At 65.1% G+C, this 15,976-nt stretch carries 15 protein-coding genes; 7 read left to right on the top strand and 8 right to left on the bottom strand.

Annotated features, from left to right (window positions below; genetic code table 11):
* Window positions 1-259 precede the first annotated feature (259 nt).
* Genes HV786_RS22360 through HV786_RS22370 form a run of 3 tightly spaced genes read right to left on the bottom strand, consistent with a single transcriptional unit; the run spans window position 260 to window position 3,929 of the window.
* On the bottom strand, window positions 260-1,600 hold the full coding sequence (locus HV786_RS22360; protein ID WP_128827682.1) for an MFS transporter: 1,341 nt from the start codon (window positions 1,598-1,600) through the stop codon (window positions 260-262).
* Window positions 1,597-2,004, bottom strand: a complete 408-nt coding sequence (locus tag HV786_RS22365; RefSeq protein ID WP_128827681.1) for a GlcG/HbpS family heme-binding protein — start codon at window positions 2,002-2,004, stop codon at window positions 1,597-1,599. Before HV786_RS22365 ends, HV786_RS22360 begins: the two co-directional genes overlap by 4 nt.
* Window positions 2,001-3,929 (bottom strand): propionate--CoA ligase, encoded by a 1,929-nt coding sequence (locus HV786_RS22370; RefSeq protein ID WP_256387857.1) that lies wholly within the window; start codon window positions 3,927-3,929, stop codon window positions 2,001-2,003. Before HV786_RS22370 ends, HV786_RS22365 begins: the two co-directional genes overlap by 4 nt.
* Window positions 3,930-4,179: 250 nt before the next feature.
* Here HV786_RS22370 and HV786_RS22375 point away from each other — a divergent pair, with 250 nt between their 5' ends.
* Window positions 4,180-4,839, top strand: a complete 660-nt coding sequence (locus HV786_RS22375; protein ID WP_175211881.1) for a C40 family peptidase — start codon at window positions 4,180-4,182, stop codon at window positions 4,837-4,839.
* Between the two features lie 195 nt (window positions 4,840-5,034).
* Here HV786_RS22375 and HV786_RS22380 read toward each other — a convergent pair whose 3' ends face one another.
* From HV786_RS22380 to HV786_RS22395, 4 genes are all read right to left on the bottom strand, one after another.
* Complete coding sequence (locus HV786_RS22380) at window positions 5,035-5,358, bottom strand: DUF2325 domain-containing protein (RefSeq protein ID WP_035212827.1); 324 nt, start codon at window positions 5,356-5,358, stop codon at window positions 5,035-5,037.
* Window positions 5,359-5,567: 209 nt separating this feature from the next.
* A complete protein-coding gene (locus HV786_RS22385) occupies window positions 5,568-6,512 on the bottom strand; it encodes a CysB family HTH-type transcriptional regulator (protein ID WP_056321979.1) in 945 nt (314 codons plus the stop codon).
* Window positions 6,513-6,606: 94 nt separating this feature from the next.
* A complete protein-coding gene (locus HV786_RS22390; RefSeq protein WP_175211882.1) occupies window positions 6,607-8,100 on the bottom strand; it encodes a CoA-acylating methylmalonate-semialdehyde dehydrogenase in 1,494 nt (497 codons plus the stop codon).
* Between the two features lie 93 nt (window positions 8,101-8,193).
* Window positions 8,194-9,411, bottom strand: coding sequence for an ABC transporter substrate-binding protein (locus tag HV786_RS22395; protein ID WP_128827678.1), 1,218 nt, complete (start codon window positions 9,409-9,411; stop codon window positions 8,194-8,196).
* Between the two features lie 214 nt (window positions 9,412-9,625).
* On the opposite strand from HV786_RS22395, the gene HV786_RS22400 reads away from it, so the two are divergent.
* Window positions 9,626-10,546, top strand: coding sequence for a LysR family transcriptional regulator (locus HV786_RS22400; RefSeq protein WP_128827677.1), 921 nt, complete (start codon window positions 9,626-9,628; stop codon window positions 10,544-10,546).
* 28 nt (window positions 10,547-10,574) lie between these two features.
* On the opposite strand, the gene lptF is transcribed toward HV786_RS22400, so the two are convergent.
* Entirely contained in the window at window positions 10,575-11,678 is a 1,104-nt protein-coding gene (gene lptF / locus HV786_RS22405; RefSeq protein ID WP_056321967.1) for an LPS export ABC transporter permease LptF, read from the bottom strand.
* A gap of 57 nt (window positions 11,679-11,735) precedes the next feature.
* Here lptF and HV786_RS22410 point away from each other — a divergent pair, with 57 nt between their 5' ends.
* The 5 genes from HV786_RS22410 (at window position 11,736) to HV786_RS22430 (ending at window position 15,974) form a co-directional block, all read left to right on the top strand.
* Window positions 11,736-13,244: a leucyl aminopeptidase gene (locus tag HV786_RS22410; protein WP_128827676.1), complete on the top strand. Its 1,509-nt coding sequence runs from the start codon at window positions 11,736-11,738 to the stop codon at window positions 13,242-13,244.
* Between the two features lie 22 nt (window positions 13,245-13,266).
* A complete protein-coding gene (locus HV786_RS22415; protein WP_056321960.1) occupies window positions 13,267-13,728 on the top strand; it encodes a DNA polymerase III subunit chi in 462 nt (153 codons plus the stop codon).
* A gap of 55 nt (window positions 13,729-13,783) precedes the next feature.
* The gene (locus HV786_RS22420) at window positions 13,784-14,161 is read left to right on the top strand and encodes a hypothetical protein (RefSeq protein ID WP_175211883.1); all 378 of its coding nucleotides are present in this window, start codon (window positions 13,784-13,786) and stop codon (window positions 14,159-14,161) included.
* An 85-nt stretch (window positions 14,162-14,246) separates the two neighbouring features.
* The gene (locus HV786_RS22425) at window positions 14,247-14,957 is read left to right on the top strand and encodes a Bax inhibitor-1/YccA family protein (RefSeq protein WP_105237808.1); all 711 of its coding nucleotides are present in this window, start codon (window positions 14,247-14,249) and stop codon (window positions 14,955-14,957) included.
* A 99-nt stretch (window positions 14,958-15,056) separates the two neighbouring features.
* Window positions 15,057-15,974, top strand: a complete 918-nt coding sequence (locus HV786_RS22430) for an aldo/keto reductase (RefSeq protein ID WP_128827675.1) — start codon at window positions 15,057-15,059, stop codon at window positions 15,972-15,974.
* Window positions 15,975-15,976 lie beyond the last annotated feature (2 nt).

Below are 15,976 nucleotides of genomic sequence, written 5' to 3' on the forward strand. Positions count from 1 at the left end.
CCGCGCTCTTACGGGCACCTTACGCAAAATGCGGGCCAGAGCCCGCAGATTGACGAGGCCCAAGGCGATGCGTCTGCGCCGGATCTGGGCAGGAAGACGCCCCAAGGCGCCAACCGGGCAGCATCCACAAGCCAACGACGCGCCGTCACGCGGCGCGCCAACAATGCCAAGCAATCAGCATGCGCCGCCGCATCGAAACGCGCCGGCGCAAGGCAGTCCATAAGGATAGCAGCCGCATCAGGCTTGACGAATACGGCATTCAGCCGGTCTGCCGGGCGAGGCCGCGTTTCATGTCCACCCGCGACAACAGGGCCAGTCCTCCGACGAAGAACAATCCTGTGACGAGGATGGCCAGGCGGTGATTGCCGTCCGTGCCCCACGTCACCAGCCCGTACGTCAGCGGACCGATCACGGCGGCAAGCTGCACCGCAAAGGTCCACAGCGAATAGAACTCGGCCAGCCGGCCTGCAGGCGCCAAGGCGCCGGTCATGGCGCGGCCCGCGCTTTGCGTGGTGCCCATGCACAGTCCGGCCAGCGCGGCCGCCACCCAGAACACGGGTGCGGTCACGGCCGAGTAGGCCACCAGCACCATCACGATCCACCCGGCCAGCGTGATGGCCAGCGCCGGTTTGTGGCCGATGCGGTCCTGCACGTAGCCGAACGAAAACGCCCCCGCCGCCGCGCCGATGTTCACCGTGAACACCAGCAGCATGATCTGCGGCGTGGTGAAGCCCATAACTTCGGACGCATACACGGCCGCCAGCGTGATCACCACGGAGATCCCGGCCTGGTAGCAGGCAATGCACATCAAGAGGCGGCGGAATTCCGGAAAGTGCAGGCCCGTTTCACGCCACGCGTACGCCAGCCGCCTGAGCATGTGCAGCGCGGCCGGATTGCCCGGCTGTGGCCGCGCGCGCTCGCGCAGCAGGAAGAACGACGGCAGCGCAGCCAGCGCAAAGACAGACGCCGTGACCACGATCACCCACGGCACGAATTCTTCGGCGGTGGCGCCGCGGGCCTCGGCCAGCGTCACCACGACGAGCGACAGGCCCAGCGTCAGCATGCCGCCGCAATAGCCGAAGCTCCAGCCCCAGCCCGACACGCGGCCCAGCGCCTGCGGCCGGGCGAGTTCGGGCAGGAAGGCGGCGACCACGGACTCGCCGACGCAATAGCAGTAGTTGGACACGACAATGGCGGCCAGCGCGAGCCATACGTCTCCCGGCCCAGCCTGCGTGAGCACCAGCGTGGCGGCCACGCAGCCGATCGTGCTGGTGTAGAGCAGCCGCCGCTTGCTGGCCCGCGCATCGGCGCGCGCGCCCAGCGTGGGCATGGTCAGCATGATGAGCAGGTACGACAGCGACAGCGCCGCCGTCCAGGCCAGCGTGGCCCACGAGGCGCGGCCGCCCACCACGCCGACGAAATAGGTGCTGAATACCGCCGTGAGGATCACGGTGGTGTAGCCGGAGTTCGCGAAGTCGTACATGGCCCAGGCCAGGACTTCGCGCCGGGTGACGCCCGGGTTGAGCGGACCGTCGCCCGCCCCCCGGGGTTCCTGCGCGGAAACGCCGGCCGGCGTTTCCGGCGGCTGCGCCTGGCTCATAGGCCCAGCGCGGCGATGCCTGCTTGTGCAATCTGCACGTCTTCGGTCGACTTCACGCCCGAGACGCCCACCGCGCCGATGACCTGGCCGTCGGCGCTGACAGGAACGCCGCCCTCGAGCATGCCTTCGATCAGGGGCGCCGACAGGAACGAGTAGCGGCCGTTGTTGATGAGTTCTTCGTAGATGCGCGATTCGCGGCGGCCCAGCGCGGCCGTCTTGGCCTTGGCCGGCGCGATGTGCGACGAGATGGGAGCCGCATCGTCCAGCCGCAGCATGCCCAGCAGATGGCCGCCATCGTCGGTCACGGCGATGGTGACGGCCCACTTGTTCTGCAAGGCGTGTGCTTCGGCCGCGGCCAGGATCTTTTTGACGTCGTCGGCGCTCAGCACGGGTTTGGTTTTCATTGCAGTGACTCCTTGATCTGTTCGAGGGCGTTAGGGTCTTCCATGGTGGTCAGGTCGCCGGGATCGCGCGACTCGCATACCGCGACGATCGCGCGGCGCAGCACCTTGCCGGAACGGGTCTTGGGCAGCGCGCCCACGAACCGGATCCTGGCCGGCCTTGCCACCGCCCCAAGCTGTTCTTCCACCAGGCGCATGATATCGCCTTCCAGCTGCTTTGCCGCTTCCGGCGTGTCGGCGCCGGCGGGATTCTTCAGCACGGCAAATGCCATGGCGACCTGCCCCTTCAGCGGATCGGACACCCCCACCACCGCGCATTCGGCAATGCCGCTGTGGCTGTTGACGGATTCCTCGATTTCGCGCGTGCCCAACCGGTGTCCCGCCACGTTGATCACGTCGTCCGTGCGGCCCAGGATGAACCAGTAGCCGTCGGCATCCACCCGCCCCCAGTCGAAGGTCGAATACACCTGCCGGCCCGGAATCGACGTGAAATAGGTCTCGACGAAGCGCGCGTCGTCGCCCCAGATGGTGGACATGGCGCCGGGCGGCAGCGGCGGCACGATGGCCACCACGCCCTTCTGCTCGGGGCCCAGGTCTTCGCCGGTGGACTCGCTGACGATGCGCGCGTCAAAGCCGTAGACGGGGAACGAGGGGCTGCCGAACCGGGTGGGGACTTTTTCGATGCCGGGTTGCGCCGACAGGATTGGCCAGCCCGATTCCGTCTGCCAGTAGTTGTCGATGATGGGCTTGCCCAGCCCTTCGGAGATCCATTGCGCGGTCGGCTCGTCAAGCGGCTCCCCGGCCAGGTAGACAGCGCGCAGGGTGGACAGGTCGTGCCGCTTGAGCAGCGCGGGATCCTGGCGTTTGAGCACGCGCACGGCCGTGGGCGCCGAGAAGAGCGTATTCACGCCGTACTGCTCGACCAGCTTCCAGAGGATCGCGCCATCCGGGCGGACGGGCGTCCCTTCGTACAGGATGGTCGACTGTCCGCCGATGAGCGGCCCGTAGACAATGTAGGAATGCCCCACTACCCAGCCGATGTCGCTGGTGCAGAAATAGGTGTCGCCGGGGCGGCCGTCGAACAGGTACTCCATCGACGAGGCCAGCGCGACGGCATAGCCGCCTGTGTCGCGCTGCACGCCCTTGGGACGGCCGGTGGTGCCGGAGGTGTAGAGGATGTAGCTGGGCTCGGAGGATTCCAGCCATGCGACAGGCACCCGGGCGCCGCGGTGGCGTTCGCGCAGCGTCGCGTAGTCCAGGTCGCGCCCGGCCACCGGCTCGAACGGCGCCAGGCCGCGATCGAACACCACCACCGACGCGGGCGGCGACTTGGCCAGGCCCAACGCACGGTCCAGCAGCGGCTTGTACGGCACGACCTTGCCGGCGCGCGAGCCGCCGTCCGTGCACACCACCACCTTGGGCGCGGCGTCGTCGATGCGCTGCGCGAGGTTAACGGATGCAAACCCGCCGAACACCACCGAGTGGACCGCGCCGATCCGGGCGCACGCCAGCATCGTGAACACCGCTTCGGGCACCATGGGCATGTAAAGCAGGACCCGGTCGCCGCGTCCCACCCCCAGTTCGCGCAGCATGGCGGCGGCGGCGTTCACTTCTTCAAAGACGTCCTGCCGCGTATAGACCCGTTCGCGATCCACTTCCGTGGACACCCAGATGAGGGCCGGCTTGTCCGCCTGCGTGGGCAGCCAGCGGTCTACCGCGTTGTGGCACAGGTTGGTGCGCCCGCCAACGAACCACCTGGCGAAGGGCGGACGCGAGAAGTCCAGCACACTGTCAAATGGCGTTTCCCAGTGAATGCGGGTGGCCTCTTCGCGCCAGAACGCGTCGCGGTCATGAACCGAGCGATAGTGGAAATCCCGGGTTCTTTGCATGTTTGTCTCCTGGTATTGTTCATAGGCCTTAAGGCTGATTGATTTTTTGTCTAATCTTTTCAGTCATTCTGGTAGGCAAACCTTGCACGAGGCTTGCCGCAAGTCAAAAAATTCTTCCAGATGTCCACGCTGCATGGATATTTAGGGCCGCTACGTCACGAATCGGCCTTAAAAGTTTGGTAGAATCCCCGCGAAGTTGCACATAATTGTTGAATTTGCTGACATTTCGGCCTCATCCGCGGCTAATGCGCGGGTTTTTGCTGTCATTCAGTAAATCATCCCCAGGCGAATGCATCGACACTCCAACCCCGCGCGATTCAATTCAACCACTGGCCATGCAAAGCGCGGTCTGCGCATGCTCGCGTTGGTTGCTTGCTTTGCGGGTCTGGCCGGATGTGCAAGCACTAGTCAAAAGTCAACCGCCCATACGTCCGAGATCGATCCCTACGAGATGGAATGGGTTGCCACCGCCGATGACCCGATCGGCATGCTGGTGGTCCAGAAATTCAAGCGTGAACGCCAACGCACCCATTCGGGTGTCGGCAGCGACAACGCCATGGTCAGCGAAGCCCTGAACCACCTGGGCATCCGCTACCGCTTCGGCGGCAGCACCCCCGAAACCGGCTTTGACTGCAGCGGCCTGGTCGCTTACTCGGCCGAACGCGGTCTGGGCCTGAAGCTGCCCCGCAACGCCGCCGAAATCGCCCAGCAAGGCGTGTCGGTCGCCAAGAACGAACTGCAGGTCGGCGACCTCGTCTTCTTCAACACCATGGGCCGCCGCTATTCCCACGTCGGCATCTACCTGGGCGACGACCGCTTCGTGCATTCGCCCAGCGCCGGTGGCGTGGTGCGCGTCGAAAGCATGACCATGGCCTACTGGTCCAAGCGCTACAACGGCGCCCGCCGCCTGGACAACACCCTCATGGCGTCGGCCCGCGCGGCCAACTGACCGCCCTTCCAGATCACCACCCGTCTTCTGGGCAACATCTTCGCACGCAGGCCAACCCGCCGCCATCGTCCAAATGCAAAACGCCGCCCGACTTTCCGTCCGGCGGCGTTTTCGTTTTTTCTCTTCGCGGCGATCAGGCCGCAGGCCGTATCGGCCTCCCCAGTTTGTCTTGGATGCGCGGCAAGACGCGTCCCGTCAATGAACGGTGCCGGCGCGCGGGCACAAGCCGCATTGCTGCAGGGCTTGTTGCATGCTGCACACGGAACGGCGACAAGCCACGACCCGGATGCCGCCGCGCTGCGCCGCGTTGCGGAAAGTCTTCATGACGTTGTGGCCAAGAAAATCGGTCAGCAGAATGACCAGTTGCGTGCCGGAAGGCAGTTGCAACGTCTTCTTTTGATGCGAGGGATCGCGCCCGCTGATGTGGTGCGTGATCGAGATGTTGTGTCCTTTGAGCAGATCGGGAATATTGCCGAGGCGGTCGGCGCCCACTACCACTGCACTAAGTCCTGCCGTCATGATTTACCTCACTGGGTCGTTGAGCCTGGATGTAATGATAATGATTCCTATTTTTTCGTCAACTTAAATGAGATCAGTTCTTATTTAATTATTTTTATGAGCTTGTCGAAAGGGATAGCCGTCTCACCCTTCCCGCCTGAATCGCAGGCAAAAAAAACGCGACGTCGTAAGGACGTCGCGCTTTTTCACGCATGCTGCGGGGATGCGGGCTACTTCGGCGTGCCCTGCACCGCGTCGGTGACGACGGCCCGGGTCAGCGACGGCGCCAGCATCTCCAGGAAGGTGTAGACGTAGTCGCGCAGGAACACGCCCGCCTTCACGCCCACGCGCGTGGTATGCGTGCCAAACAGGTGTCCCACGGGCAGGCCGACCAGATTCGAGTCGCGGCGCGGATCATAGGCAACGCCCGCGATGATGCCGATGCCCAGGCCCACGTCCACATAGGTCTTGATCACATCGGCGTCGATCGCTTCGAGCACGATGTCCGGATGAATGCCCTGGTTGGCGAAGATCTCGTCGATCGTGCTGCGGCCGGTAAAGGCCCGGTCGTAGGTCACGATGGGGTATTCGGCCAGTTGCGCCAGCGACAGGCGCTTGGCGGCGCTGGAGGTCAGCTCGGCCAGCGGATGATCGGGCCGCACCACCACCGTGTGCTCCCACGCGTAGACCGGCAGCGTGGCCAGGCCCGGCGTCAGCGCCAGCGACTCGGTCGCCAGCGCCAGATCCGCCTGTTCATGCAGCACCATCTCGGCCAGCTGGGCGGGGCTGCCCTCGGCCAGCGACAGGTGAACCTTGGGGAACTGCTTGCGAAACGCGGGGATCACGCGGGGCAGCAGATAGCGCGCCTGCGTGTGGGTGCAGGCAATGACCAGGCCGCCCTCGTCGCGGCGTGCGAATTCGTCGCTGACTTTTTTCAGGTTGTCGACCTCGCGCATGATGCGGTCGATCACCTGCGACACGGCCAGGCCGGGCTTGGTCAGCCCCTTGATGCGCTTGCCATGACGTTCGAAGATCTTGATGCCCAGCTCGTCCTCGAACTCGATGATAGCCTTCGAAACGCCGGGCTGCGACGTGTAGAGCATCCGGGCGGCTTCAGTCAGGTTGAAGTCGCGCCGGATGGTTTCACGCACGAAACGAAATTGCTGGAGGTTCATTAATTGGCCCCTGATAGACGGGCCAATTATAAGTAATAAGAACGCCTTGCTATATGAATTATCGATATAAGCTTAGGAGCAAGGCGTCCCTTTTTCAGCGCATTGAGATCGTGGTGTTCACAGTCTTGGCGTGTGCCGACCAGCGCGCGGTCACCGTCTTGGTCTGCGTCCAGAACTGCACCGCCTGCTTGCCGTTGGGACCCAGGTCGCCCAGCTTGGAGCCGCGCGAACCCGTGAAGCTGAACCACGCCACCGGCACGGGGATCGGCACGTTGATGCCCACCTGCCCCACGTCGATGTTGTTCTGGAAGTAGCGCGCCGCGCCCCCGTCCTGCGTGAATAGCGCGACGCCATTGCCGTTGGGGTTGCGGTTGATGAAGGCCACCGCGTCTTCCAGGGTATCGACACCGACGCAGCACAGGACCGGCCCGAAAATCTCTTCCGTGTAGATGGTCATGTTCTCGGCGACGCCGTCGAACACGGTCGGGCCGACGAAGTTGCCTTCCTCGAAGCCAGCCACCTTCAGGTTGCGGCCGTCCAGCAACAGCTTGGCGCCTTCGTCCACGCCCTTCTGGATCAGGCTTTCGACGCGCTTCTTGGCGTTGGGCGACACCAGCGGACCCAGGTCGGCTTCGCGATCCGTGCCCGCGTTGACCTTGAGCTTCTTGGCGCGCTCGACAAAGTCGGGCAGCCAGTTGCGGGCCTCGCCCACCAGCACCGCCACGGACGAGGCCATGCAGCGCTGGCCGGCCGCGCCAAAGGCGGCGCCCAGCAGCTGGTTCAGGGCCACTTCGGGATCGGCATCCGGCAGGACCACGCAGTGGTTCTTTGCGCCCATCATGGACTGGCAGCGCTTACCGGCGGCCGACGCGCGGTTGTAGATCTCGGTGCCCACGCGGGTCGAGCCGATGAACGACACCGCCTTGATGTCGGGGTGCTCGCACAGGCCGTTGGCCGTTTCGGGACCGCCGTGCACCACGTTCAGCACGCCCGGCGGCAGGCCGGCTTCCAGCGCCAATTCCGCCAGGAACAGCGACGACGTCGGATCCTGCTCGGAAGGCTTCAACACGAACGTGTTGCCGCACGCCACGGCAATGGGGAACATGAAGCAAGGCAGCATGACCGGGAAGTTGAACGCGGTGATGCCCGCGCACACGCCCAGCGGCTGGATCAGGGTATAGACATCGATGCCGGACGCCGCGTTTTCCGCGTACTCGCCCAGTTGCAGGTTGGCGATCGAGCAGGCGTGCTCGACCACTTCCAGGCCGCGACCGACTTCACCCTCTGCGTCCGGCAGCGTCTTGCCGTGTTCTCGGGTGATCATCTCGGCCAGCTTGCCGGTATTGGCGCGCAGCAGTTCCTGGAACTTGAGCATGACGCGCATGCGCGTGCCCTGCCCGGCGTTGCGCCAGGTCTTGAAGGCCTCCTTGGCGTTGGAGACGGCCAGGTCCAGTTCCTCGCGCGTGGCGAAGGGCACCTTGGCAACGACCTCCTGGGTGGCGGGGTTGATCACGTCTCGCCATTCGGTGGTTTTGGACTGCACAAGCTTGCCGCCGATCAGTAGCGGAACGCGCGGGACTTCACTCATTTTGTTGCTCCTCACACTGCGTAGTCGATGCGGATGGAAATCCGCGTTCTTGGATCGAGCCGCACCCGCGGGACAGCGCCCGCGGGCTTGGCGCTATTTCTTCACCAGCGGGCAGGTCGAATCGGCCAGGGGCTGGAAGGCTTCGGCCGCCGGAATGGTGGCCACAAGCTTGGAATAGTCCCAGCCACCCTTGGAGTCCGCGGGCTTCTTGACTTCGTACAGGTACATATCGTGGATCACGCGGCCGTCAGGGCGAATCGACGCATTGCGCATGATGGGATCCTTGATGGGAATCTCGCGCATCTTGTCAGCGACGACCTTGCCGTCGGTGCTGTTGGCGGCGGCCACCGCGCGCAGGTAATGCAACACGCTGGAATACACGCCCGCCTGCGTCATGGTGGGCTTGAGCCCGCGGAACGCCTTCTCGAAACGGCCCGACCACTCGCGCGTCGCGTCGTCGTGATCCCAGTAAAAGCCGTCCACGTAGGACAGTCCCTGGGCGTTCTCCAGGCCGAGCGCACGCAGGTCCGACAGGAAGATCAACAGGGAAACCAGCCGCTGCCCGCCGGCCACGATGCCGAACTCGCGCGCCTGCTTGACCGCATTGACCGTGTCCTGGCCGCCATTGGCCAGCGCCACTACCTGCGCCTTGGAGCTCTGCGCCTGCAGCAGATAGGACGCGAAGTCGGGCGCGTTCAGCGGGTGGCGCACATTGCCGGCCACCGTGCCGCCCAGCGCCTTCACCGCCTTGGCCGTGTCGGCCTCCAGCGAGTGGCCGAACGCGTAGTCGACGGTGATGAAGAACCAGGACTTGCCGCCCTCGCGCACGGTGGCCTTGGCGCCGCCCGCGGACTGCGAGTAGGTGTCGAACATCCAGTGAAAGCCGACCGGCGAGCAGTCCTTGTTGGTCAACGCCGTGGTGGCCGGGCCGGAGAACATCACGACCTTGTTCTTTTCGCGGGCAATGCCCTGCACGGCGAGCGCGACCGCGGAATTGGTTAGGTCGGCAATGGCGGTGACGCCGTCGCGGTCGAACCATTCGCGCGCCCGGGCGGCGCCCACGTCGGCCTTGTTCTGGTTGTCCGCGGACACCAGATCGATCTTCATGCCCTTGCACTCCGCGGCAAGGCAGTCGTCGATGGCCAACTGCGCCGCGGCGACCGAGCCTGCGCCCCCCATGCCGGCGTAGGTGCCGGACATATCCGTCAGAATGCCGATCTTCACTGGCGGCTTGTCCGCCGCATGGGCCTGCCCAAGCAAACCGGCGCCCAGACACAAGCCTGCGGCGAGCCCGCGTGCGTGCAATTTCATGGATTTGTCTCCTGAGTTTTTATGCGCTGAGTAGTAGCGTTGTGGCGCCGTCTTCGCGGCTTGCGGTCCCAGGGCATAGCCCAAGGCCAGCCGAACCAGTGTAGATGTGTGAAAATCAACAAGCAACACCAGAAATGCACATTCCTTGTGCATTCATGCACATACAAAAATGTCGCTGGCGCAACGTGCCGCCGGGGGCCTGGAGCGACGGATCTTGCTTGATTGGGACAGCCTGCGGTATTTCCTGGAAGTGGCCCGCACCCAGCGCGTCAGCGCCGCGGCGCGCAAGCTGGGCGTGGAGCACACCACCGTATCGCGCCGGATCCGGGCGCTGGAAACCGAGCTGGATACGCTGCTATTCGAGAAGTCGCGCAGCGCGGGGTTCGTGCTGACGGACGACGGCCAGCGCCTCTTCGTCCACGCCGAGCAAATGGAAAGCGTGGTGCACACCGCGCGCGAAAACCTGTCCGGCATCGGACAGGCGTTGTCAGGGCACGTGCGCATCGGCGCCACCGAAGGCTTCGGCAGCTACGTGTTGACCCCGCTTGCGGCCGACTTCCAGCGGCGTTATCCGCACATCACGCTGGACATCCTGCCCGTGCCGCGCTTTGTCAGCCTGTCCAAGCGCGAAGCCGACCTGGCCATCACCATCGAACGGCCGCAGCGCGGCCCGTACGTGTGCAGCAAGCTGTGCGACTACACGTTGCGGCTGTACGGCACGCCGGGTTATCTGGCCAACCATGCGCCCATCACTCGCCGCGAAGACCTGGCGGATCACACATTCATTGGGTATGTGGACGAGCTGTTGTTCAGCGAGCGCCTGCGCTATCTGGAAGACCTGCTGCCGGCAAGCAAGGTGGTGTTGCGCAGCACGAGCGTCGTGGCCCAATATCACGCGGCGCTGCAGGGCCAGTCGCTCGCCATCCTGCCGTGCTTCATCGCGGCTCAGGATCCGCGGCTAAAGCCGGTGCTGGAAGACGAGATCGCCATCACGCGCTCGTTCTGGATGTATTGCCATGAAGACCTGCGCAAGCTCAAGCGCGTGACCGCGCTGTGGGAGTTCATCCGCAAATCGGTCTTGAGAAACGCCGACCTGCTGGCAGGCCGGCGCGGGACGATGAAGTATCTGCCCTGACAGACGCGCCCTGACAGCGCCTGTCTTGCTAGGTGTTGTTCTTGGGCGCCTTGACGCGCAGGCGGCGCATCAGCAGGAAGACGGTCAACAGCGCGACGGCGCCGTGGATGGCCCATACCCCCAGACCAAAACTGAGCTTGCCGTTGGAGATCCAGGCGCGCGACAGGTTGATCAGGTTCATATAGAGCAGGCCGACCAGACCGGCGATGAGCAGGTCGCCCGAACGCCCCAGCCGCGGATTCACCGCGCCAAGCGGAATGGCCAGCAGCGCAAGATTCAGCGCCGCGAGCGGCAGCGAAATCCGCCACATCACCTGCGACCAGCTGCTGTTGGTGTTGTCCTCGATCAGTTGCGGCGTGCTGCGCGCCTTGGAGGAACGCTCTGCCGCCGCGCGGGCCTCGGCCACCGGGTCGCCGCCCCCCTTGCTTTCCAGGCGCAGACCGTATTTTTCGAAGTGCACGAGGCGCAGCTCCGGCGTGCCAGGCTTCAGGTCGTAGCGATGCCCTTCGCCCAGCACCAGGAAGCGGTCGCCGTTAGGCAAGGTTTCGATATGCGCGCTGCTCGCGGTCAGCACGCTCAGCCATTCGGGACCGATCTCGCGCGCGAACACATTGCCAAGTTCGTCCGTGGGATTGACCGGGTCTTCGGCAAAGAACACGCGGTTGCCGCCCGAGGACTCGGCGAATTGGCCAGCAGTGACCTTGGACAGGTCCGAGCGCTGCTCGAAGCGTTCGTGGTACTCGCCGATCTGGCGGTAGGCCCAGGGCGAGGCCACCAGCGTAAGACCCGCCACGGCGATCGCGACAGGGACCGCCACGCGCAGCACGGGCTTGAGCCAGTCGGCCAGCGACAGGCCGCTGGCAAACCACACCACCATTTCGGATTCGCGGTAGTTGCGCGTGACCGTGGTCAGCACGGCAATGAAGATCGATACAGCCAGAATGGTCGGCAGCGCGGTGATGGTAGAGAGCGCGGCAAGCACCACCACCACGTCCGCTCCGATGTTGCCTCCCGCGGCCTCGCCGAGCAGGCGCACGAGAAGCACGCTGAGCCACACGACGAGCAACGTGGAAAAGACAACGCCAGCGTGACTGGTGATCTCGCTGACGACAGAGCGTTTGAATAGAGACATGGGAGAATATGCGGGATAATCGACCGCATCATACACAGACGCACACGGGAAACCCTCATGGAATTTAGCACACAGACCACTGCTTCCCTGCACCAGGTCAAAACCGCCGCCCTCGCCGTCGGCGTGTACGCGGACGGCGTGTTGAGCCCCGCCGCCGACATCATCGACCGCGCCTCGAATGGCGCCGTCCGTGCGGTAGTCAAAAGTGAATTCCGCGGTCGCGCTGGCTCGACCCTGACGCTGCGCACGCTGCCGGGCGTCTCCGCGCAGCGCGTCGTCCTGGTTGGCCTGGGCAAGCAGGATGAATATTCCGCCCGCACTCACGCGTCGGCCGAACAGGCATTTGCCTCGGCCTGCGTCTCGGCCCAACTCACCGAAGGCGTGTCCACGCTGGTCGCCAATCCCATCGCCGGCATCGACGTCATTACGCGCGCCCGCAGCGCCGCGATCGCGGCCGGCGGCGCGGCCTACTACTACGACGCAAGCTTCGGCAAGCCCGACCGCGACGCGCGCCCCAAGCTCAAGAAGATCGTGCAGGTCGTCGAGCGCGCCGATGCCACGCAAGCCCAGAAAGGCCTGCGCGAAGGCAGCGCCATCGCCAACGGCATGGAACTGACCCGCACGCTGGGCAACCTGCCGGGCAACATCTGCACCCCTACCTATCTGGGCGACACCGCCAAACGCCTGGCGCGCGAATTCAAGTCGCTGAAGGTCGAGGTCATGGACCGCAAGCAGGTCGAAGCGCTGGGCATGGGCTCGTTCCTGTCCGTCGCCCGCGGCTCCGAGGAAGCGCTGCGCTTCATCGTCCTGCGCCACGCCGGCGCCAAGACCGCCAAGAAGGGCGCCAAGTCCGCGCAGGGCCCGATCGTGCTGGTCGGCAAGGGCATCACGTTCGACGCCGGCGGCATCTCGCTCAAGCCCGCGGCCACCATGGACGAAATGAAGTACGACATGTGCGGCGCCGCCAGCGTGCTGGGCTCGTTCCGCGCCCTGGCCGAACTGGAACTGCCGCTGGACGTCGTCGGCCTGATTCCCGCTTGCGAGAACCTGCCCAGCGGCAAGGCCAACAAGCCTGGCGACGTCGTCACCAGCATGGCCGGCCTCACCATCGAGATCCTGAACACCGACGCCGAGGGCCGCCTGGTCCTGTGCGACGCCCTCACCTACGCCGAACGCTTCAAGCCGTCTGCCGTGATCGACATCGCCACGCTGACCGGCGCCTGCGTCGTCGCGCTGGGCAACGTCAACACAGGCCTGTTCTCGAAGGACGACGCGCTGGCCGACGCCCTGGCGTCCGCGGGCCGCCGTGCGCTGGATACCGCCTGGCGCATGCCCATGGACGACGCCTACCAGGAACAGCTCAAGTCCAATTTCGCCGACCTCGCCAACATCGGCGGTCCTCCGGCCGGCGCCGTCACCGCGGCCTGCTTCCTGTCCCGCTTTGCCAAGGCTTACCCCTGGGCGCACCTGGACATCGCCGGCACGGCCTGGCGCGGCGGCAAGGACAAGGGCGCAACCGGCCGTCCGGTGCCGCTCCTGATGCAATACCTGCTGGACCAGGTTTGAAGCGACTGACGCCGAAAGCCCCATGACGCGCATCGATTTCGCATTCGGCGCGCCCGACCGCCTGCGCATGGCCTGCCAGGTCGTGCGCAAGCGCGTCCTGGCAGGCCAGCGGCTGGTGGTGTACTGTAAAGACGGTTCGCGCCTGGCGGCGTTCGACCGGATGCTGTGGGCGTTCGACGACACGGCGTTCGTGCCGCACGTATTGGCAAACGATCCGCTGGCCCCTGAAACGCCGGTCGTGCTTACCGCCGGAGAACCGCTGCAGGCCTTGCAGGCGGCAGGGCAGCCCGATCAGCCGCAGCCCTGGCTGCTGAATCTGGACGACGATTGCCCACCCGGCTTCGACGCTTTCGAACGCCTCCTTGAAATCGTCTCGGACGATCCGGACGACAAGCAGGCGGCCAGGCAGCGCTGGCGTACCTACCAGACGGCCGGTCATGTGCCGCAAAGCCACGACCTGAGCCGCAAGGCCCAAGGCGGCTGAACCGTCCCCCCACGCGCGCCCGCGCGCCGCGTCCACCAGAATCTCGGGAGTTTCCATGCCCGCTCGCACACCCGACCCCGGCATCCCCACCCTGACTCATCGCGCCGAGCCCTCGTTCCACGACCCGGCGGACGACGACGCCGATGCGCCGCTCTTGACCGAACTGGCCGACGAGGCCGGCCCGGTTTACGAGCACGACCCGTTCCCCGTGCTGACGGACGTGGCCGACGACGACGGGCCGCCGGAGCCAGCCGCCGCCCCTGCACTGCGCGCCCTGCCGGACGCCACCGTGCTTGCCGCCCGCTTGCAGGCCGAGGTGGAACAGGTCATGCGACAGGCGCTTGCCGACGCCGTGACGCAATTACAGGCGCGCATGGATGCGGAATTGCCTGCTATTGTTTCCCGTGTGCTCAATGAGGTCAGGCAAGGCTGACTGGATTCTTCAGGGAACTGTAAGGTATCCTTCGCATCTAAGCCTTCTAGGCAATCACCATACTTGCCGTATACAGGAGTTCTCCATGAACGAATATCGTCCGTCCCCTTTTAACCGTTCCGGCGGTGTCGCCGGCGCGCCGGGCGAGGTCGCTCGCAACCAGGTCCTGCGCAATACGTACTGGCTCCTTGCCCTGTCGCTGATCCCGACGGTGCTGGGCGCGGCCGTCGGCCTCTACACCGGCATCAACCGCGTCATGGGCGCCAGCCCCGGCCTGTCGGCCATCGTCTTCCTGGTCGGCGCCTTCGGCCTGATGTTCGCCATCGAGAAGAACAAGAACAGCTCGCTGGGCGTGGTTCTGCTTCTGGCGTTCACGTTCTTCATGGGCGTCATGCTTTCGCGTCTGCTTGGCTTCGTGATGGGCATGAGCAACGGTTCGCAGCTCGTCATGACGGCGTTCGGCGGCACCGCGATCGTGTTCGGCACCATGGCCACCCTGGCCACGACCATCAAGCGCGATCTGTCGGGACTGCAGAAATTCCTGTTCATCGGCGCGGTCGTGATCCTGGTCGCGGCACTGGCCAACATCTTCCTGCAATTGCCGGCCCTGATGCTGACCATCTCGGTGCTCGCCATCGTGATCTTCTCGGCGTTCATGCTGGTGGACCTGCAGCGCGTGGTCAACGGCGGTGAGACCAACTACGTCTCGGCCACCCTGGCCATCTACCTGGACGTCTACAACGTCTTCTCGAACCTGCTGATGCTGCTGGGCATCTTCGGCGGCAACCGCGAGTAACGCGCCGTCGTCAGACCAGCACTGAAAGGGCCTGCATGCACATGTAGGCCCTTTTTCATTGGGCCGCCCCCTTTCCTCTTGAATAGCCGGAGCCTTGCCATGCCTGACCGCCGCCGCTTCCTGCAGACCACCGCCAGCGCAGCCCTATTCGGGGCCGCGTGGCCGGCATGGGCAGCCACACCGGGGCAGGCCATGCTCAAGCGCCCGATTCCGTCGTCGGGCGAGACCCTGCCCGTGGTGGGCCTGGGCACCGCGGACACGTTCAACGTGTCGCCCGGCGACGCCGCGGCCATGACGCCGCTGGCCCAGGTGCTTGAAACGCTCATGAAGGCGGGCGGCAGCCTGATCGACACGGCGCCCAGCTATGGCGAGGCCGAAGCCGTCACCGGCGCCCTCGTGGCCCGCGAAGGCGGCCTGCGCGAGCGCGTGTTCCTGGCGACCAAGATCAGCACGCGCGGCCACGAATCCGCGATGCGCCAGGTCCGGGAATCGCAACAGGCACTGCGCAGCGACAAGCTGGACCTGATCCAGGTCCATAATCTGATCGACACCCGCAACCAGCTCGCCTTGCTGCGCGATCTGAAACAGCAGGGGGTGACGCGCTACATCGGCATCACGCATTACACGGACCATGCGCACGACGACCTGACCGAGCTGGTCGAAAAGGAAAAGCCCGATTTCCTGCAGGTGAACCTGTCGATCGCCTCGCGCAGCGCCGAAAAACGCCTGCTGCCCGCGTGCCAGGCCAACGGCGTCGCGGTGTTGATCAACCGGCCGTTCGAAGACGGCGCGCTGTTCCGCCAGGTCAAGGGCGTGGCGCTGCCCAAGCTGGCCGCCGAGATCGATTGCACCTCCTGGGCGCAGATCTTCCTGAAGTTCATCATTGGCCATCCCGCCGTCACGGCTGTCATCCCCGCCACGTCCAAGCCCGCCAACATGGCGGACAATGCACGCGCCGGCTTTGGCCGCCAGCCCGACGCCGCCCTGCGCGACCGCATCGCCGCACTGCTCGCCTGACG

It is taken from the genome of Achromobacter mucicolens (assembly GCF_902859725.1).
GTDB classification, from domain to species: Bacteria; Pseudomonadota; Gammaproteobacteria; order Burkholderiales; family Burkholderiaceae_B; genus Achromobacter; species Achromobacter mucicolens.